The organism is Pseudomonas sp. LBUM1645, assembly GCF_059716185.1.
Map to the genome: position 1 here is coordinate 990012 of NZ_CP166811.1, position 18788 is coordinate 1008799.

Sequence of the window (18788 nt, forward strand, 5' to 3'; positions counted from 1 at the left end):
GGCCGTTTACCGAAATTCAGTCGCCAAGGTTATCGCTAACCGAGCCTTGTGCGCACCAACCGCAATCAAAGGGCTGGCCTATTTTTTCAATACGTTGCGCGGGGTCCAGGACCCAGGCGCGCGATTGCCATGGTGGCTGGTGGCGCAGGTGCTGGGTGTGACCGCAGGAAAGCTCGGCCACCCAGTGCCCGTCCTCATCCTGATGGAAGCCTGTGACCGTTGAGCCTTTCGCCGCCACCCGTCTGTCCGGGTTGTGTTCGCTTTCGGGCGATTGCTTCGCTAAACTTGGCCATTCTTCATTCTTTTGCAAAAGGTCTCGCCCCATGCTGATCGCCGCCAATAAGGCTGTCTCCATCGACTATACCCTGACCAACGACGCTGGTGAGGTCATCGACAGCTCCGCCGGCGGCGCGCCGCTGGTCTACCTGCAAGGCGCAGGTAACATCATCCCGGGCCTGGAAAAGGCACTGGAAGGCAAAGCAGTCGGCGACGAGCTGACCGTAGCCGTTGAACCTGAAGATGCTTACGGCGAATACGCTGCCGAACTGGTCAGCACGTTGAGCCGCAGCATGTTCGAAGGCGTCGACGAACTGGAAGTGGGCATGCAGTTCCACGCATCCGCTCCGGACGGCCAGATGCAGATCGTCACCATTCGCGATCTGGACGGCGACGATGTTACCGTCGACGGCAACCACCCGTTGGCCGGTCAGCGCCTGAATTTCCAGGTCAAGATCATCGACATCCGTGATGCCAGCCAGGAAGAAATCGCTCATGGTCACGTCCATGGCGAAGGTGGCCATCACCACTGATTTTCTGCGCTAAGCTCAGAGAACTGGAGAGGCGCCCGAGGGGCGCCTTTTTTAGTCCGCGGCTGTCCTTGGTGACACCGCCAAGTGGCTGTTTCGAGAAGAACACGGGAATTTGGAGTTCGTCATGAGTGCTTTTCACGACCTTAAATTGACAGCCCTGGATGGTCAGGAGCTACCGCTGGCGCCTTTCAAGGGGCGTGTCGTGCTGGTGGTCAACGTTGCCTCCAAATGCGGCTTGACCCCACAGTACGCGGCGCTGGAAAACCTTTACCAGCAATACAAGGACAAAGGTTTCAGCGTACTCGGCCTGCCGTGCAACCAGTTTGCCGGGCAGGAACCGGGTACCGAACAAGAGATCCAGGATTTCTGCAGCCTCAACTATGGCGTGACCTTTCCGTTGTCCAGCAAGCTGGAAGTCAACGGTCACGATCGTCATCAGCTGTACCGTCTGCTGGCGGGCGAGGGTGCTGAATTCCCGGGTGACATTACCTGGAACTTCGAAAAATTCCTGCTGGGCAAGGATGGTCGCGTGCTGGCGCGGTTCTCGCCGCGCACGGCGCCAGATGATCCGTCTGTCGTTCATGCGATCGAAAAAGCGCTGAGCTAAAGAGAAAGATCAAAAGATCGCAGCCTGCGGCAGCTCCTACGGGTGTACACATTCCCCTGTAGGAGCTGCCGCAGGCTGCGATCTTTTCGTTTCTAATCCTTAATCACTTAAATCAATAGTGCTGTTCAATGCTTGGCACTCTCCATATTATCGCCGTCATAAAGTCTATGTCCCGTGGAGCGTCCCATGCCCGTCAAAGCCCTGTTCAAACCGTTCCACCTCGGCACCCTCGAATTGCCGACCCGCGTCGTCATGGCGCCGATGACCCGTTCGTTTTCGCCGGGTGGCGTTCCCAATTCCAAAGTGATCGAGTACTACCGTCGTCGCGCCGCTGCGGGTGTGGGTCTGATCATCACCGAAGGCACCACCGTCGGCCACAAGGCTTCCAACGGTTACCCGAACGTGCCGCATTTCTACGGCGAAGCGGCGCTGGCCGGATGGAAAAAAGTAGTCGACGCGGTTCATGCTGAAGGCGGCAAGATCGTTCCGCAGCTGTGGCATGTCGGCAGCGTGCGCCGCATCGGCACCGAGCCAGACGCCAGCGTGCCGGGCTACGGCCCGTCGGAGAAATTGAAGGACGGTCAGGTCGTGGTTCACGGCATGACCCAGCAAGATATCCAGGACGTGATCGCCGCATTTGCCCAGGCCGCCAAAGATGCCCAGAGCATCGGCATGGACGGCGTGGAAATCCACGGTGCCCACGGCTACCTCGTGGACCAGTTCTTCTGGGAAGGCAGCAACCAGCGCACCGACGAATACGGCGGCAGCCTGGCTAACCGTTCGCGTTTCGCCATTGAACTGATCCAGGCGGTGCGTGCTGCGGTCGGCGAGGGTTTCCCGATCATCTTCCGTTTCTCTCAGTGGAAGCAGCAGGATTACACCGCGCGTCTGGTGCAAACCTCGGAGGCACTGGGTGAATTCCTCAAGCCGTTGTCCGACGCCGGCGTGGACATTTTCCACTGCTCGACGCGCCGTTTCTGGGAGCCGGAGTTCGACGGTTCCGAGCTGAACCTGGCCGGCTGGACCCGCAAACTCACGGGCAAGCCGACCATCACGGTGGGCAGCGTCGGCCTGGATGGCGAGTTCCTGCAGTTCATGGTCAACACCGACAAGATCGCGCAGCCGGCCAGCCTGGAAAAACTACTGGAGCGTCTGAACAATGATGAGTTCGATCTGGTGGCGGTAGGTCGTGCGCTGCTGGTGGACCCGGACTGGGCGCAGAAAGTGCGTGACGGCCGTGAAGAAGACATCCTGCCGTTCAGCCGTGAGGCGTTGATGACGCTTGTTTAAGCGGCGACTGCACTGACGCTATCGCGGGCAAGCCTTGCTCCTACGGTTCTTTGTCGAATACAAATGTGTGAATCGACACAAAACCGTAGGAGCAAGGCTTGCCCGCGATGCTTTTAAGGCAAAAACGCTGCATCGGGTATGGTTTGCCCCTGCATACAAGCCCCGCGCAACTGCCCTTCAAACTGCTCGATAATCGCTGCCCAGCCCTGGCGACTCGCATGTTGGCGCGCATTGAGCCGCACGCAGCGCAAGGTTTCGCGCTCCTCCAGCAGCCAACACGCCGCATCGCAGAACGCCTCTTCGTCCCCCGGCATCGCCAGTACGCCGTTGTAGCCATGGCGGATGTGCTGAGCCGCCGCCGCTTGATCGTAAGCCACCACACCCAAACCCGAAGCCAGTGCCTCAAGCACCACGTTGCCGAAAGTTTCGGTCAGGCTCGGAAACAGAAATACATCCCCCGACGCATAGTGACTGGCCAAGGCTTCGCCGCGTTGTGAGCCACAGAAAATCGCCTCGGGCAGTTCTTTCTCAAATGATGCTCGTTGCGGGCCGTCGCCAATCACAATCAACCGAATTTCGCGCTGTGGATAAGTGGCTTTCAGTGCGTCGAAGCAGCGCTTGAGCAGGCCCAGATTTTTCTCCGGTGCCAGACGTCCTACGTGGATGACAGCGATGTCGTCGTTACCCAACCCCCAGCTCTCACGCAGGGCGTTAATCCGCTTGGTCGGGTGAAACAACTGGCTGTCGACCCCACGCGACAGCAACGCCAAACGTTCGAAATGCCGGCGCTCCAGTTCCATTTTTTGACTCACGCTCGGCACCAGGGTCAGCGTCGAACGATTGTGAAACCAGCGCAGGTAGTGGGTCAGCAATCGCGTTAGCAGTCCAAGCCCATACTGACTGGAGTACTGCTGGAAATTGGTGTGAAAGCCGCTGACCACCGAAATCCCCAAGCGCCGCGCCGCACGCAACGCGGACAATCCCAGCGGTCCTTCCGTGGCGATATACAGCACGTCCGGTCGATGACGTTTCCAGCGCCGCAGCAGCTTGTGCATCGACGACTGACCCCATTGCAAGCCGGGATAACCCGGTAGCGGCCAGCCCCGACATAGCAACAACCCATCGTCGCTGCCCAACTGCTGATCGCAACCCTGTCGTGGCCGTACCAGTTCGACCTGATGCCCGCGCGCGCGCAAGCCGTCGCACAAGCGGCCGAGGGTATTGGCCACTCCGTTGATTTCGGGAGGGAAGGTTTCGGTGATCAGAGTGATATGCAGAGCTGTCGTCATGACCTCAGTGTCGGCTGAGGCCATGTCGTCAGTGTGACGGTGGGATGATGAATTTGTGACCGAATCAGCGCTGGACTACCAGATTTTCCGCGCCGCGTTCACGCACCCAGAACAAGGTCGCACCCGCCACGGCGGCCGGCATCATCAGGATGTTGACCACCGGAATCAGCAGCACCAGATAAACACTGCCGCCGAAACTCATGCTCTGCCAGCGCTTCTCGCGCAGCCAGGCGAGCATCTCATTCCAGCCGAGTTTGTGGTTGTCCGCCGGGTAGTCGATGTACTGGATCGCCATCATCCACACCCCGAACAGCAGCCACAGCGGCGCGGCGATGATGTTAACCACCGGAATGAACGAGAGGATGAACAACCCGATGGCGCGCGGCAGGAAGTAGCCGAGCTTGCGCATTTCCCGGGCCAGGGTGCGGGGGATCATTTCGATCAGTTCGCCCCAACTGAAGGACGGGAAGTCGTCAGTGCCGCGCACCACGACTTCGACTTTTTCCGCGAGGAAGCCGTTGAATGGTGCAGCGATGATGTTGGCGAGCATGGTGAAGGTGAAGAACACCATCAACACCACCAGCACCACGAACAACGGCCAGAGGACATAACTGAGAAAACTCAGCCAGTCGGGCAGGGACGGCATCAACGTATCGACCCACAGGCTGAATTGATGGCTGGCCAGATAGATCAATCCGACGAACAGCACCAGGTTGATCACCAGCGGCAACAGCACAAACAAACGCAGGCTTGGGCTCAGGACCAGCTTGAGGCCTTCGCGCAGGTATTGCGGGCCGGACAGAACGGGGGCGGGCATAACGTGCTCCGAGCAAAGGGGAAACGCGCCGACCTTACCGGCTTTGTCTTACGGGTGAAAGCGCGGTAGCAGCATCGACATTAACTGTAACAAAGGCGCCTATGTATCCATCGTGATGGGATAGAGACCGCCTATGAGCTGGATTGTTAAACCGTATTTCCTTAATCTTCGCCCCCTCGATACGCTGCACCCCATACTTTTTACAGGACTGTCGAGCTCAAGCCTTCCCCAAGTGCTTTCAACGGTCCTTTTTTATTCCCGCCGGCAACCCGGCGTTCCGCGCCAGGTATACCGGGCCGGTTAACAGGAGCAGGTCATGTCTGAAGTCCGTCATTCGCGAGTGATTATTCTCGGTTCCGGCCCTGCCGGTTACAGCGCCGCGGTCTATGCCGCCCGTGCCAACCTCAAGCCACTGCTGATCACCGGCATGCAAGCCGGCGGTCAACTGACCACCACCACCGAAGTCGACAACTGGCCTGGCGACGTCCACGGCCTGACCGGCCCGGCGCTGATGGACCGCATGAAAGAGCACGCCGAGCGCTTTGAAACCGAAATCGTCTTCGATCACATCAATGCCGTGGACTTCGCTGCCAAGCCGTACACCCTGACCGGCGACAGCGCGACCTACACCTGCGACGCGCTGATCATCGCCACCGGCGCCAGCGCTCGTTACCTGGGTCTGCCGTCGGAAGAAGCGTTCATGGGAAAAGGCGTTTCGGCCTGCGCGACCTGCGATGGTTTCTTCTACCGCAACAAGCCAGTGGCCGTGGTCGGTGGCGGCAACACCGCTGTTGAAGAGGCGCTGTACCTGGCCAACATCGCCAGCAAGGTCACCCTGATCCACCGTCGCGAAACCTTCCGCGCCGAGAAGATCCTGATCGACAAGCTGAATGCCCGGGTTGCCGAAGGCAAAATCGAGCTGAAGCTGAACTCGACTCTGGACGAAGTCCTGGGCGACAACATGGGCGTGACCGGTGCCCGCCTGAAGAACAACGACGGCAGCTTCGACGAGCTGACAGTCGACGGCGTGTTCATCGCCATCGGCCACACCCCGAACACTTCGCTGTTCGAAGGTCAGCTGACGTTGAAAGACGGCTATCTGGTTGTGCAGGGCGGCCGTGACGGCAACGCCACTGCCACCAGCCTCGAAGGTATCTTTGCCGCCGGTGACGTGGCTGACCACGTTTACCGTCAGGCCATCACCTCGGCCGGCGCTGGCTGCATGGCGGCACTGGACGCCGAGCGCTACCTCGACGACCTGCAGAACGCTTGATTCTGATTTCGTAGCGATGAAAAAACCGGTCTCGGCCGGTTTTTTTGTGCCCACGATTTAGCTGCCTATCAAAGAACCTGTGGGAGCGAGCTTGCTCGCGATAGCGGTGTACCAGTCGACATCAATGTTGAATGATAAATCGCTATCGCGAGCAAGCTCGCTCCCACAGGTTTTCGCATTGGCTGATCAACCGCGAAACCGCTCCTGGACGAAGTCCATGACCTTCAACGATTGATAGATGGCATTGGCGGCAATCCGTCCGAACGGTCCGCCGTTCCAGTCCAGCAGGTACGGTTTGAACAGCTGATAACGCGCACTTTCCCCGCACACCGCTTCGGCGATGACCCTGCCGCCAATCGAGCCGGTATTCAAGCCATGGCCACCAAACGAGGTGCAGGCCCAGACGCCCGGTTCGAGCAATCCCAGGTTGGGCATCTTGTTGGTGGAGTAACCCATCAGGCCGGACCAGGCCAATTCGATTTTGACCGGGGCCAGTTGTGGATAGACCGACACCATGTCGGCCTTGAGCATGGTGGCGAGGGCCTTTTCGTTCTGTTCGTTGCGGGTGGTGATGCGTCCGCCCCAGAGCAGGCGATCGCCTTCGACCACGCGGTAGTAGTCCGAGGCGCGACGGTCGTCGGAGAACGCGGCGCCGGAGTCGAGGACGTTTTTGATCGAGTCGCCCAGGTGTTCGGTCAGCACCACATAGGTTGCGATGGGCAGGTAGGCGCGGCTGAGTTTTTGCAACTCCGGGCCGCCGTAGCCGCCGGCGCAGAACACCAGGTCCTGGCAGCACACGGTGCCGTTGGCGGTCTGGACAATTTTGTCGGCGCCGTCGCGACGCCAGGCCAGCATTTTTGATTGTTCGAAAATCCGGCTTCCCGCCGCTTCGATAGCGAGGGCCAGCCCCAGGCAATAATTCAGCGGGTGAAAGTGCAACGCCTTCGGATCCTCGATGCCCTGGAAATAACGCAGGGTGTGGGCCCGCTCGCGGACCTGAGGGGTGTCGAGGTAGTTGAGTTCATAGCCGAAGTCCCGGCGCATGCTCTCGATGTGGTTTTTCACACCAGCACTGTCGTCGTAACGCTTGACCCGAATCGTGCCGGCGGATGGATCGCAGCCGGGCAGTGCCAGTTCGGCGATGTTGCGACGGACAATCTCCACGCCCTCGACCGACATTTGAAACAGCGCCCTGGCCTGTTCCAGTCCCAGTTTCTTGCGGATCGCTCCCGACCCTTCAGCCCAGCCCGGCGAGACCACGCCGCCATTTCGACCGGACGCGCCCCAGGCGACTTGTTGGGCTTCGAGGATGATCACGCGTTTGCCGCGCCGGGTCAGCTCCAGGGCGGCGGTAAGGCCCGCGATCCCGGCGCCGATGATGCAGACGTCGCAAGTTTCGTCAGTGCTCAGTTCGGGCCTGGTCGCGCGGGGTAGCGAAGTTTGGGAATACCAGGTGGTGGGGAAGGACATGGGTCGATCCTTGATAGGTTGCCGGTCATTTAAGCGAACACCTGGCCTTTGTGGGAGCGAGCTTGCTCCCACAGTGGGCGGGGTTATTTGACGGTCGAATAATCCACGCCGTACCACTTGGTCGACAGCTTGGTCAGCGTGCCGTCCTTGTGCATCGCGCCGATGATTTCACCGAGCTTGGCCTTCAATTCCGCGTCACCCTTGTCGGTGGCAATGGCCAGGGGTTCGTAGAACACCACGCCATTGTCGACGGCACGCAGCGGGTAGTTTTTCTTGATGGCCGCTTCCAGCGTGCTGCGCTGAGTGAGAATGCCGTCTAGACGAACGCCGTCGCCCAGTCGCAAGTCATCCAATGGTCCAAGGGAGCCGGCATAGGTTTTCATCTTTTTGGTCTGTACGTCGTAGGCGACGGGCGGCATGTCAGTCGCTTCGATGGCCAGCGCCTGGTTCAGGTAATCCTCGGACGTGGTGCCGCCTTCGACACCGATCGTTTTGCCATTGAGCGCTTTGTGGTCAGTGAGTGTGGATTTGTTGTGTACCGCAAACACGTAGGGCACGTAGTAATAGGTCGCGGGGAAGTCGAGAATTCGCGCGCGACTTTTAGTGGCGGTCATCGAGCCCACGGACATGTCCCAGCGCCCGTTCCACTTGCCGGCGGTGATCACGTCCCAATCGGGGGTAATGAACTTGACCTCGACGCCGAGACGCTTGGCGATCTCCTTGGAAACATCGATATCAAACCCGTCGATTTCATTCTTGTCGTTGATAAACCCTTGGGGTGGCCAGGTCGCCGACGTGGCGACGGTCATTGTTTTACTGCTCTGGATTTTGTCCAGTACGGCTCCGGCGTTGGCGGCGCCGACGAACACCAGCGACATTGCGGCTGCGATTACGTGTTTTTTGCTGACCATGTCCATCTCCACTTATCGTTATTGTTATGAAGGGGCAAAGCGGTGCTCAGTGACCAATGATCTGTGACAGGAATTTCTGTGCGCGTTCGGTTTGCGGGTTGTTGAAAAACTCGGAAGGGGTGGCTTGTTCGATGACTTGGCCCTGGTCCATGAACAGCACACGATCGGCAACCTTGCTGGCAAAACCCATCTCGTGGGTCACGCAAATCATGGTCATGCCGTCGGTGGCCAACTCGCCCATCACGTCCAGCACTTCGTGGACCATTTCCGGATCGAGGGCCGAGGTGGGTTCGTCGAACAGCATCACTTTGGGGTTCATGCACAGCGCCCGGGCAATCGCCACGCGTTGCTGCTGGCCACCGGACAGTTGCGAAGGGTACTTGTCAGCGTGTTCGGCAATTCGCACCCGCTCCAGGTAGACCTGAGCGCGCTTTTTCGCCTCGGCAGATGACACGCCTTGCACCAGTTGCGGGGCCAGGGTCAGGTTGTCCATCACGCTTAAATGTGGGAACAGGTTGAAGCTCTGGAACACCATGCCGATTTCCCGGCGCACCGCGCTGACACTTTCTGCCTCGCTGGTGAGGGTGATGCCGTTGACCTGAATGTGGCCTTTCTGGAAGTTCTCCAGATGGTTGATGCAACGAATCATCGTCGACTTGCCCGAACCCGATGGCCCGCACACCACCAGAATTTCGCCGGCGGCGACGTTCAGGTCGACATCGCGCAACGCGTGAAAGTCGCCGTACCACTTGTTCAAACCGATGATGGAAATCATCGAAGGACTGGTCTGCGCAACAGGTGCCAGGTCGATTCGTTCTGCCGTAGTCATCACGCATCAGCCCCTTGCGATGGATCGGTTGACCCGTTTTTCGATCCGCGCCTGCACCCGTTCGAGGATGAACGACAGGGCCCAGTAAATCATCGCGGCAGTGATCAGCATTTCCAGGTGGCGGAAGTCCGCGCGGCCCTGGGTCTTGGCCAGGTACATCAGTTCCCAGACGCCGATCACCGACACCAGCGAACTGTCCTTGAGCATGGCGATGAACTGGTTGCCGGTGGGCGGGATGATCACCCGCAAGGCTTGCGGCATGATCACCCGGCTCAGGGTCTTGAGCGGGCTGATGCCGAGGGCTCGTGAGGCTTCCCACTGACCCACCGGAATGCTCTGGATGCCCGCACGAAAAATCTCGGTCATGTAGGCGCCGTAGCACAGCGACAACGCGAGGATGCCGGCCGGTACTGCGTCCACCACATAACCCAGTTGCGGCAGTCCGAGGTAAATCAGGTAGATCTGTATCAGCAGCGGAACACCGCGAAAAAACGAGGTATAGAACGAGGCGATGGCATTGGCCAAGCCGTTGTTCGACAGCTTGGCCACCGCACCGATCAACGCCAACACGAAGGCAATCACAATCGCGATGGCGGATATGTACAGCGTGGTTGCAGCGCCCTGGATGATCAGGAAGCCGATCTTGTCGAGGATGAAGCTGTAAGAGAGGTCGAAGGTGTCGAAGAACGCCAGGAACAGAATCAGCAGTTCGATCCATACCACGGTGGTCTGCACTTTGAATTTCAAGCGTCCGAGGACGTGAAAGTTCAGCGTGCCCAGTGCGGCAATCGCCAGGCCGATGGCGATATTGCGAGCGGTCAGGCTGTCCGGGGCATTGCCCAACAGTGGATGCAGGAAATGACTGAGGGCGCTGTTACCCAGGTTCATCAGGTAGGAGCCGAGAAACAGCACCACGGCTACGCCAAGCAGGAATTGAGGATCATTGGACTTTTTTTTATAAATTATATTGTCGTGATACATGAATGCCTCAGGCTTGTAGGTGGTAGTGATCTCGCTTGGTAAAAGGGGTATTTGGCCAGTATTGCGACGCAAAATCGGGGACTACAAGCGAACATAATTCGCTATGTCAGTCCCTGATCGTAGTTTGCTTTTCAGGAAAGGTTCGCCAGGCAGGCCTCGAGGATATCCAGCCCTTCCTCCAGCACCGATGCCTCGGTGGTCAGTGGTGCCAGCAGCCGAATGATGTGGCGCGACTTGCCGCTGGGCATCAGCAGCAAACCGGCGTCTCGTGCCAGCGCCAGCAGCTGCGTCAGTTGCACCGAGGCCGGTGTGCCGTCGGGATTGATCAGTTCGATACCGCGCATCGCGCCAACGCCGGTCAAGCGGCCCAGAAACGGGGAAAGCTTGTTGGCGCGCCAGGTCTCGTAGCGGCTGACGATGGCTTCTTCCTGTTGCGAGCCCCAGGCGTGCAGGTTCGCATCGGTCATCTCGTCCAGGGTTGCCAGTGCTGCGGCGCAGGCAATCGGGTTACCTGAATAGGTGCCGCCCAGTCCGCCCTTGGGCAAGTTGTCGAGCAGCGACTTGCGCCCGACCACCGCGCCCAGTGGTACGCCGCCAGCAATGCTTTTAGCGAGCAGGATCAGATCGGGTTCAATGCCCAGTCGCGAGAAGGCAAAACGCTCACCAGTGCGACCGAAACCAGACTGGATTTCATCAGCGATCAGCAGGATGTTTTTTTCATCACAGAAGCGACGTAGCGTTTGGGCGAACTCCACGTCCAGCGTCAGGAAGCCCGATTCGCCTTGCACCGGTTCGACGATAAAACAGGCGACGTCGTCGACGTCGATCTCGACGCTGAAAAGGCGGTCCATGGCCTTCAGGGCCTCCGCGCAGGTCACGCCGTTGTCCTTGCTCGGGAAGGGCAGGTGAAAAACCGGACCCGGCAGCACGCCGACTTTCTGTTTGTAGGGCGCGACTTTGCCGTTGAGGTTGAGCGTGGCGAGGGTGCGACCATGGAAGGCGCCGTCGAAGGCGATGACGGCCGTGCGACCGGTGGCGCCACGGACGATCTTCAGGGCGTTTTCCGCCGCTTCCGCGCCGCTGTTGGTGAGCATGCCGCTGACCGGGTAGTCCACCGGAATAAATGCGGTGAGACGATCCATCAGTTCGATGTAGGGCGCATGCGGAGCGGCGTTGAACGCGTAGTGGGTCAGCCGGGTGGCTTGTTCGCGAATGGCCTCGACGATGCGCGGATGGCAATGGCCGAGGTTCAATACACCGATGCCGCCAACGAAGTCGATGTAGCGTTTGCCATCGGTGTCCCAGACCTCGGCATTTTTGCCGTGGCTGAGCGTGACGGGATGAACGATGTTGATCGACTGACTGATGGTTTCGCTGCTCATGGATGCCTGACTCTGAAGAAGGGATGCTTCTTTTTATCTAAGCCGTGAGCAGCGGTGCCCGGCAAACGAAATAAAGTTGCCGGGTCAATCTTAAAAGTCGGGATGTGCGGTGAAGGTCAAAAGATCGCAGCCTCGTTTCACTCGACAGCTCCTACGGGGAAATACGATCTCTGTAGGAGCTGTCGAGTGAAACGAGGCTGCGATCTTTTGATTTTGAATCAGCGGCGAGTCAGGGGTTGCTGCGAGAACTTCACACCGGCCAACCCATGAGCAATCAACGCGCGGATATTGCCGTGATCGCTGCCCTCAGGCGTCGCCACCACCGAGCGGTAATGCTCGCCGAACGCCAGCAGCGCTTCTTCATCGCTCAAGCCTTCCAGCAGCGCCAGACCCAGGGTCTTGCAAGAGCCTTCGTTCTGCCCGGCTGCGTTTTCCACGCCGCCGTTGTTGAAAGCCTGAGGCTGATAGTCGTAGCCGGCGGCGATGAACGCCAGGGTGTCGGCAAAAACGTGTTCGCCGCTCTTGAGGCTGGCGCGCAGGGTATTCAAATCACTCATTGGGTTTTCCTTTGGCGAACGCCGCTTGTTGTTCGGCGTTGGCTTCTTGCTGGTATTGGGCTTTCCACTCGGCGTACGGCATGCCGTAAACCACTTCGCGGGCGTCATCGAGGCTGACCTCGATCTGGCGTTCGTCGGCAGCGGCCTTGTACCACTTGGACAGGCAGTTGCGGCAGAAACCGGAGAGGTTCATCAGGTCGATGTTCTGCACATCCTTGCGGCTGTCCAGGTGGGCGACCAGCCGGCGAAAGGCGGCGGCTTCGAGTTCCAGGCGTTGTTGATCGGTCATGGCGGGCTCTGTGCAATCAAATCGTGGCGCGGATGATAAAAGTCTGACGAACAATGCGCCAGACGCGGTCAGCGGCTCGCGGCCAGGGTAATCGACACCGACTCGGCGAAACGCAGGGCGTGGGGCTTGTCGACTTCGACCTCGGCGTACAACACCGACTCGTTGGCCATGACCAGATCGAGAATTTCCTGAGTCAGGCGTTCGAGCAGGGCGAAGCGATTGCCTTCCACGTGGGCGATGATCGCCTTGGTGATGGTCCGGTAATTCAGCGCGTGATCGATATCGTTGTCACGCACCGCTTCCTGAGCGGCATACAGGATGGTCAGGTTGATCAGCACATCCTGCTTGTTGAGGATTTCATCCTCGTTGATCCCGATGAAGGTTCGCAGGCACAGGTCCTTGACCCGGATGCGTGCCGTTCCTGGTTGAAGTTGTGGCATTGCTACTTGCTCCGTCCAATCAATTGCAGGAACTCCTGGCGGGTGTTGCTCGACTCGCGGAAGGCGCCGAGCATCACCGAGGTGTTCATGGTCGAATTCTGTTTCTCGACGCCGCGCATCATCATGCACATGTGCTTGGCTTCGATGACCACCGCGACGCCCGCCGCACCGGTCACTTGCTGCACCGCGTCGGCGATTTGCCGGGTGAGGTTTTCCTGGATTTGCAGGCGACGGGCGAACATGTCCACCAGTCGCGCAATCTTCGACAGGCCCAGCACCTTGCCCGTTGGAATATAAGCCACATGCGCCTTGCCGATGAAGGGCAGCATGTGATGTTCGCAGAGCGAATACAGCTCGATGTTGTCGACGATGATCATTTCATCGTTGTCGGAAGCGAACAGCGCGCCGTTGACGATCTCTTCGACGCTTTGCTCGTAACCATGGCAGAGGTACTGCATGGCTTTTGCCGCGCGAACCGGGGTGTCTTGCAGACCCTCGCGGTCGGGGTTTTCACCGAGGCCGATGAGGATTTCGCGATAGCTCTGGGACAGGGATAACGTCATGGAACATCCTCGCGGGGGTCGCTTATTTGATGTGCCGTCCGCCGTTGACGGTCAGGGTCGTGCCGGTGACATAAGGGTTGTCGAGCAAATAACGCAGGCTCTGGTAGATCACTTCGCTGCCGGGTTCGATGCCCAGCGCGGATTTGGCCAATGCCTTGGCGCGGTACGCCGCGTCGTCGTCGGGGTTGAACATTAGCAGGGCAGGCGCGATACCGTTGACCTTGATTGACGGCGCGTATTTCGCGGCGAAGGACAGGGTGAGGCTGTCGAGCCCGGCTTTGCTGGCGCAGTAGCCAATGTGCTTGCTACTGCCCCTGCGGGTCACGTCGTCGCCGATGTGCACGATGTCCGCCGGGCTTGAGCGTTGCAGCAAGTCGACACAATGCAGATTGATCAGGTAGGGCGCCAGCATGTGGACGTTGAACATGCGGGTGAAGGCCGTGGCGTCGGTGTCCGGGGTTTCGGCCAGCCATTCGGAGGCGTTATGGACAATCGCCCGCAGGCTGTCGGTGTGGCTTTTCAGTTCGCTGATGAACGCGAAGATTCCGGCTTCAGTGGAGAAGTCGGCAAACACCGCGGTCGCCCCCAGGTCGCGCAGGATTTGCACGCCGGGGCGTTCACTGCGGTAGCTGAAGATCACCGGCTGGCCATCCTCGAGCAAACGCTGCGCACAGTGCAGGCCGACACGTTGGCCGGCACCGGTGATGAGGATTGGAGCTACGAAAGAGGTCATGAACGGCTCGCGTCGCGGTAAGAGCAAAACTATACCAGCGACGAGAGGCATTCACCTCTATCCCGTAGGAGCAAAGCTTGCTCGCGATGAACGATGACGCGGTTTCACAGAATGACCGAATTGTCCCAATCGCGGGCAAGCCTTGCTCCTACAACGACGAGCTGTTCTGGGGGGAGGTTTCGGCGGGCAGCGGCCGTTGCGGTGTGGTGTTCAGCCAGCTGGCCAGCAGCCGGGTCGACAAAGGAATGAAGAAGTAGACCATCAGCGGGGTCAGGCACAAGGTGCTGATGAACACCCGGCTCAGCAGACCCATGTCGCTCAGCAACGGTCCGAGGACAAAGTTGAACAGCAGGGAAACCGGAAAGAATGCCAGCCAGATCGCCACCGCCTGTTTCCAGCGTGGTGGTCGCTGGCCGGCCGCGCCGAACCAGCCTTCGATGCCGCTCACCCGATGTTCCGTTGGATGGGCAAACAAGTCGCTGCCGCGGCCGAGCCACGCGGTGCGCGAAACAGAATGCTCCCAGGCGTGCAGCGTCTGCTCGTCGGCGAAGCGGAAAATAATCTGGAATTCGTCATCGTCGGGCGGCGGAGCGAGCACGCCAGAACCGAGGTAGCCAGGAAAATCGGTGGCCAGTTGTTCGCCTTCGTGCAACCAGGCGATCAGGTCTTGATAACGCCCATCGGCGACGCGGCGCGCAACCATCAGCGTGACGGGTGAGGTAGACATTGTGTATCTCCGTATGACAATTGCGTCGCTCCGGGTAGGAGTTTCGCCAGGCGCAGCGCCGGGGTAGTGGGCTACGTCTTTAAACAAGCAAGGATTATTCCTGATTCTGCCTGGAACGTCAGTGAAATTCGTCGCTATCAACGTCTTGAATAGTATGGGGGCAGGGGAGGAGAATGGGATCCAATTTACACATGGACGTAGAATTATAAAATGCCTGTCCTGACTGATGTCGTCCGTGTATTGCAGCCCGATATTCCTCTCGAACAGGAGGAACTGTTTCCGATACGCGAAGTGTCGCGCCTGACCGGGGTCAACCCGGTCACGCTACGTGCATGGGAACGCCGCTATGGGCTGATACAGCCCGCGCGCACCGAAAGTGGGCACAGACTGTATTCGATGACCGATATCGATTGTGTCCGCAGCATCGTTGGCTGGATCGAACGCGGCGTTGCTGTCAGTAAGGTTGGCAAGATACTGGCCAGGATTGCACCGCTTCAGGCGCTGTCGCACATCATCCCGAATGAACTCGTGCAAGCTGACTACACGCAATGGCAGCAACAAGTTCAGGCGGTTGTGAATGCCTTTGACGAGGTTCAACTGGAGCAGGTCTATGGACAGATCTTTTCCAGTTATCCCCTGACTGTCGTGTTTCAGGACATTTTTCTTCCACTCTGGAAGCAATTGCTGCAGCGCCATGAAGCGTTCGGTCAGGCCAGTGAGTGGTTTTTCCTGGATGGTTTTCTGCGTTCTCGAGTGTTGCAACGCCTGCTACAGGTACGTGTCCTGCAGCCGCGACGGGTGATTGTCTGCGCCTTGAACGATCAGTGTCGTGAACTCGAAGTGCTGGTGACGGCGCTGTTTCTGAGCAGTGTCGATTCGGCTATTCAAGTGTTGGCTGTCGGTCAGCCATTCGACGAATTGGCCCTGGTCTGCGAAAGAGTCAAACCCCAGGCGCTGGTGTTGTTTTCCAATCAAGCGCCTGCGCCAGAGTTGCCACGGCGATTGAAGCGCCTGGCTTTGAGCCTGGATTGTCAGTTGATGCTGGCGGGGGATGCGTCCGATCTGGTGCAGGAAAGCCTGGCTGGATCGTCGATTGGATGTCTGGGTAACGAAGGATTGGTCATGCGTCAGCGTTTGAAACAGTTCCTGACAGGCAACCTGGACACTTGAATCAGATATGCATGGCCGGATGCGTCAGCCGATGCTGTTGAAGGATGTACTGGCGCAGACGCTCGGTTTCGTCCTTGTCACCCTGATTCAACTGATAGGCAAAGAAGCCGCTCTCGGTTTCTTTCTCGAAGGTGCCGCGCAACGCGATGCGCTCATAGCCTGACGGGCTGAACCACAAGGCGAAATGCTTTGGCGGCTTGGTCTTGTTGCGAACTTCCAGCAAAACCCCTTTGAACGACACTTCGTGCACCCACATCGTACCGGGTTGGCCGCTGGCATTCTCCAGCGCAACCGGTTCTTCGAGTACCAGGCGCCATGGCCGGACCATCGGTCCGTCCTCGTAGATACTGGGGACGCCGAGGCGTAAATGCATTGCGTGAAACTCGTCTTCCACCAGGTGCAGCGGGAAGGTCATTTGCTGATTTTCGAAGTTGGCCTGGATGGTGACTTGCTCATGAGCGGCAAGGCGCGTGAGCAGGTCACGGATCTGTGAACCACCGTTGACGAGCAGGCTCGACGTCGCATCCCGCACATTGAGTTGCGGGTTGTGTTGCATTGTCTGGATAAAATCCAGCTCATCCTGGGTCAGGAGTGCGTCGCGTTGCATGATCTGCTCGACAGAAATAGTTACAAAGTCACTGGTGATTGTAGTTAATGACAATCAATTCTTCGTTTTGTTTTTGCCGTTCGTCGCTTTTAGTGCGGCAAGTTCAGCCTGGACCTCGGCCAATTGCGCCTCCAACTGCGCGACTCGCTGGTGCGCCTTGACCTGAAGGGTGACGTCTTTCTGCACACCGATGAAATAAGTCTGTCCGTCATCCGGATTCTTCACCGTCGAAAGGGACAGCTCGTTCCAGAACGGCGTGCCGTTCTTGCGATAATTCCTGAGGATTTCCCGGCAGGAACCGCCACTGCTCAAGGCTTCGCGAATCAACGGGAGTGCTTCCTGGTCGCGGTCCCCGGACTGAAGAAAACGGCAATCCTGGTAGAGGATTTCTTCGCTGGTGTAACCCGTCAGGCGTTCGAATGCCGGGTTGACGTAAATCAGGATGTTGTCCTGCTCGCCTTCCTTTTCGGCAACCACGATGCCGTCGTTGGAAGCGTTGATCACCATTTGCAGCAGTTGGGCGTTAATCATCGGAGAGTCCTTTCCAATTTGATTGAGCGCTGCATTCTAGAAGAACACTGAATACTGTCTACAGGCCATCAGCGTTAATTGAGAGTCAATCGCAGCTTTTTTGCCACGGCTGTTAATATCCCCCGTCTTTTTACTCAGCTTCAGGATCAGATTGATGAAAGTCGCCATCCTTTCCGGCTCGGTGTACGGCACGGCTGAAGAAGTCGCCCGCCATGCCGCTAATATTTTGAAAACCGCAGGTTTCGAAACTTTTCACAACCCGCGTGCGAGCCTCGCCGATGTTCAGGCCTTTGCTCCCGACGCCTTCCTGGCGGTGACCTCGACCACCGGCATGGGCGAGTTGCCGGACAACCTGCAACCGTTGTATTTCGCAATCCGTGACCAGTTGCCGGCTGCCTGGCGTGGCTTGCCGGGCGCCGTGATTGGTCTGGGCGATGCGAGTTACGGCGACACGTTTTGTGGCGGCGGCGAGCAAATGCGCGAATTGTTCGGCGAACTGGGCCTACGCGAAGTCCTGCCCATGCTGCGCCTGGACGCCAGCGAAAGCGTGACGCCGGAAACCGACGCCGAGCCTTGGCTGGCGGAGTTGGTCAGCGCTCTGCGGGGCTGACCGGTCGCTCGCGCAGCAGGGCGAGCCAGGCTTGCGCGGCTTTTGACAAGTACGCGCCCTGACGCCAGATGAAGGCGATATCCCAACGCAGATAACTTGGTGCGTTCAAGGTCAGGCGCACCACGCCTGGCCGCACCAGCCCGCGTGCCACCACGCGCGGCAAGAGCACCACACCTTGACCGGCAGCCACCAGCGCTGCAAGAAAGTCAGCCTGACCGCTGCGACCGCCTTCCTTCGGCGTAAACCCCAGCTGCTGGCAGGCTTGCAGCAAGCGGTCGTTGAGCACGAAGCTACGCTGATACAGCAGGAATGGCGTGTCGGCCAATTCCTCCAGGCCAATCACAGTCTTCGACGCCAGCGGATGATCGGCCGGCAGCAGGGCGTCCAGCGGTTCGTCGCAGAAAGGCTGGAAGGCGAACTGCGGATCCTTCGTCAACAGGCTGCCACCCAGTTCCAGCTCACCGCTCAAAACAGCTTGTTCGATGTTCAGACTGCCGCCCTCAAGCAATTGAATGCTGATGTTCGGATAGCGTCGCCGGTATTCAGCGAACAGTCCGGCGAACAGCGCGTCGCTGCCCAGTAGCGGCAAACCCAGACGCAATTCCCCGCGGGCCAGTTGGCTCAAGTCATCCAGCTCACTGAGCAGTTCGTTGCGCAGCCGCAGCATGCCTTCGGCCCGTTGCAGGACCACGCTGCCGGCGGCGGTCAGGCGCAGCTGCGAGCCCTGCCGTTCGAGCAGCGCAGTGCCGAGGCTCTGTTCCAGCTGAGCAACCTGTTTGCTCACCGCCGATTGACTGATGTGCAGGGTCTTGGCGGCTTGAGTAAAACCACCCTGATGCATGACCTCGACGAAGCTGCGTAGCTGTTTGAATTCCATCTGCATGATTCCATTTTGGAATGGCT

Annotated in this window: 23 protein-coding genes; 6 read left to right on the plus strand and 17 right to left on the minus strand. The window is 58.7% G+C overall.

The features are described from left to right. Window positions 1-16: 16 nt before the first annotated feature. Window positions 17-355, minus strand: coding sequence for a DUF3565 domain-containing protein (locus ACA079_RS04240; RefSeq protein WP_497702670.1), 339 nt, complete (start codon window positions 353-355; stop codon window positions 17-19). On the opposite strand from ACA079_RS04240, the gene ACA079_RS04245 reads away from it, so the two are divergent. The 3 genes from ACA079_RS04245 (at window position 324) to ACA079_RS04255 (ending at window position 2706) form a co-directional block, all read left to right on the plus strand. Further along, window positions 324-809 (plus strand): FKBP-type peptidyl-prolyl cis-trans isomerase, encoded by a 486-nt coding sequence (locus ACA079_RS04245; RefSeq protein ID WP_007901600.1) that lies wholly within the window; start codon window positions 324-326, stop codon window positions 807-809. The two genes, ACA079_RS04240 and ACA079_RS04245, sit on opposite strands and share 32 nt — an antisense overlap. A 124-nt stretch (window positions 810-933) precedes the next feature. Further along, a complete protein-coding gene (locus ACA079_RS04250) occupies window positions 934-1416 on the plus strand; it encodes a glutathione peroxidase (protein WP_415773261.1) in 483 nt (160 codons plus the stop codon). 186 nt (window positions 1417-1602) lie between these two features. Beyond that, a complete protein-coding gene (locus ACA079_RS04255; protein ID WP_497702671.1) occupies window positions 1603-2706 on the plus strand; it encodes an NADH:flavin oxidoreductase in 1104 nt (367 codons plus the stop codon). 113 nt (window positions 2707-2819) lie between these two features. On the opposite strand, the gene ACA079_RS04260 is transcribed toward ACA079_RS04255, so the two are convergent. Both ACA079_RS04260 and cysZ read right to left on the minus strand, forming a co-directional pair. Beyond that, complete coding sequence (locus ACA079_RS04260) at window positions 2820-4019, minus strand: glycosyltransferase family 4 protein (protein ID WP_497702672.1); 1200 nt, start codon at window positions 4017-4019, stop codon at window positions 2820-2822. Between the two features lie 40 nt (window positions 4020-4059). Next, the gene (gene cysZ / locus ACA079_RS04265) at window positions 4060-4812 is read right to left on the minus strand and encodes a sulfate transporter CysZ (protein WP_415757910.1); all 753 of its coding nucleotides are present in this window, start codon (window positions 4810-4812) and stop codon (window positions 4060-4062) included. A gap of 316 nt (window positions 4813-5128) precedes the next feature. On the opposite strand from cysZ, the gene trxB reads away from it, so the two are divergent. Then, complete coding sequence (gene trxB / locus ACA079_RS04270; protein WP_033057935.1) at window positions 5129-6085, plus strand: thioredoxin-disulfide reductase; 957 nt, start codon at window positions 5129-5131, stop codon at window positions 6083-6085. Between the two features lie 186 nt (window positions 6086-6271). On the opposite strand, the gene ACA079_RS04275 is transcribed toward trxB, so the two are convergent. The 11 genes from ACA079_RS04275 to ACA079_RS04325 all read right to left on the minus strand — a co-directional run bounded on the left by ACA079_RS04275 (window position 6272) and on the right by ACA079_RS04325 (window position 14967). Beyond that, the gene (locus ACA079_RS04275) at window positions 6272-7555 is read right to left on the minus strand and encodes an NAD(P)/FAD-dependent oxidoreductase (protein WP_497702673.1); all 1284 of its coding nucleotides are present in this window, start codon (window positions 7553-7555) and stop codon (window positions 6272-6274) included. An 83-nt stretch (window positions 7556-7638) separates the two neighbouring features. Beyond that, the gene (locus ACA079_RS04280) at window positions 7639-8466 is read right to left on the minus strand and encodes a transporter substrate-binding domain-containing protein (protein WP_415757907.1); all 828 of its coding nucleotides are present in this window, start codon (window positions 8464-8466) and stop codon (window positions 7639-7641) included. 46 nt (window positions 8467-8512) lie between these two features. Then, window positions 8513-9241, minus strand: coding sequence for an amino acid ABC transporter ATP-binding protein (locus ACA079_RS04285; protein ID WP_165353310.1), 729 nt, complete (start codon window positions 9239-9241; stop codon window positions 8513-8515). Between the two features lie 60 nt (window positions 9242-9301). Continuing rightward, complete coding sequence (locus ACA079_RS04290; protein WP_415757906.1) at window positions 9302-10276, minus strand: amino acid ABC transporter permease; 975 nt, start codon at window positions 10274-10276, stop codon at window positions 9302-9304. A 131-nt stretch (window positions 10277-10407) separates the two neighbouring features. Then, window positions 10408-11658: a 2-aminoadipate transaminase gene (locus ACA079_RS04295; RefSeq protein ID WP_497702674.1), complete on the minus strand. Its 1251-nt coding sequence runs from the start codon at window positions 11656-11658 to the stop codon at window positions 10408-10410. Between the two features lie 218 nt (window positions 11659-11876). Then, window positions 11877-12215: a HopJ type III effector protein gene (locus ACA079_RS04300; protein WP_033057919.1), complete on the minus strand. Its 339-nt coding sequence runs from the start codon at window positions 12213-12215 to the stop codon at window positions 11877-11879. Then, on the minus strand, window positions 12208-12504 hold the full coding sequence (locus tag ACA079_RS04305) for a DUF1244 domain-containing protein (RefSeq protein ID WP_008150700.1): 297 nt from the start codon (window positions 12502-12504) through the stop codon (window positions 12208-12210). Before ACA079_RS04305 ends, ACA079_RS04300 begins: the two co-directional genes overlap by 8 nt. A gap of 68 nt (window positions 12505-12572) precedes the next feature. After that, window positions 12573-12944 (minus strand): dihydroneopterin triphosphate 2'-epimerase, encoded by a 372-nt coding sequence (gene folX, locus ACA079_RS04310; protein ID WP_129438421.1) that lies wholly within the window; start codon window positions 12942-12944, stop codon window positions 12573-12575. 2 nt (window positions 12945-12946) lie between these two features. Continuing rightward, window positions 12947-13507 carry a GTP cyclohydrolase I FolE gene (gene folE, locus ACA079_RS04315; protein WP_497632908.1) on the minus strand — a complete coding sequence of 187 codons (561 nt, stop codon included), beginning with the start codon at window positions 13505-13507 and terminating at the stop codon, window positions 12947-12949. A 22-nt stretch (window positions 13508-13529) separates the two neighbouring features. After that, the gene (folM, locus tag ACA079_RS04320) at window positions 13530-14240 is read right to left on the minus strand and encodes a dihydromonapterin reductase (protein WP_497702675.1); all 711 of its coding nucleotides are present in this window, start codon (window positions 14238-14240) and stop codon (window positions 13530-13532) included. 148 nt (window positions 14241-14388) lie between these two features. Then, window positions 14389-14967, minus strand: a complete 579-nt coding sequence (locus ACA079_RS04325) for an antibiotic biosynthesis monooxygenase (RefSeq protein WP_497702676.1) — start codon at window positions 14965-14967, stop codon at window positions 14389-14391. A gap of 210 nt (window positions 14968-15177) precedes the next feature. Between ACA079_RS04325 and ACA079_RS04330 the strand changes: the two genes are divergently transcribed. Then, window positions 15178-16137 carry a MerR family transcriptional regulator gene (locus ACA079_RS04330; RefSeq protein ID WP_497702677.1) on the plus strand — a complete coding sequence of 320 codons (960 nt, stop codon included), beginning with the start codon at window positions 15178-15180 and terminating at the stop codon, window positions 16135-16137. A 1-nt stretch (window position 16138) separates the two neighbouring features. On the opposite strand, the gene ACA079_RS04335 is transcribed toward ACA079_RS04330, so the two are convergent. Further along, entirely contained in the window at window positions 16139-16744 is a 606-nt protein-coding gene (locus tag ACA079_RS04335; protein ID WP_497702678.1) for a hypothetical protein, read from the minus strand. 54 nt (window positions 16745-16798) lie between these two features. Further along, on the minus strand, window positions 16799-17275 hold the full coding sequence (locus ACA079_RS04340; protein WP_497702679.1) for a PAS domain-containing protein: 477 nt from the start codon (window positions 17273-17275) through the stop codon (window positions 16799-16801). Window positions 17276-17429: 154 nt separating this feature from the next. On the opposite strand from ACA079_RS04340, the gene ACA079_RS04345 reads away from it, so the two are divergent. Then, window positions 17430-17885: a flavodoxin gene (locus ACA079_RS04345; RefSeq protein WP_497702680.1), complete on the plus strand. Its 456-nt coding sequence runs from the start codon at window positions 17430-17432 to the stop codon at window positions 17883-17885. On the opposite strand, the gene ACA079_RS04350 is transcribed toward ACA079_RS04345, so the two are convergent. Further along, window positions 17866-18762 (minus strand): LysR family transcriptional regulator, encoded by an 897-nt coding sequence (locus ACA079_RS04350; RefSeq protein WP_129438405.1) that lies wholly within the window; start codon window positions 18760-18762, stop codon window positions 17866-17868. The genes ACA079_RS04345 and ACA079_RS04350 overlap by 20 nt on opposite strands. Between the last annotated feature and the right edge of the window lie 26 nt (window positions 18763-18788).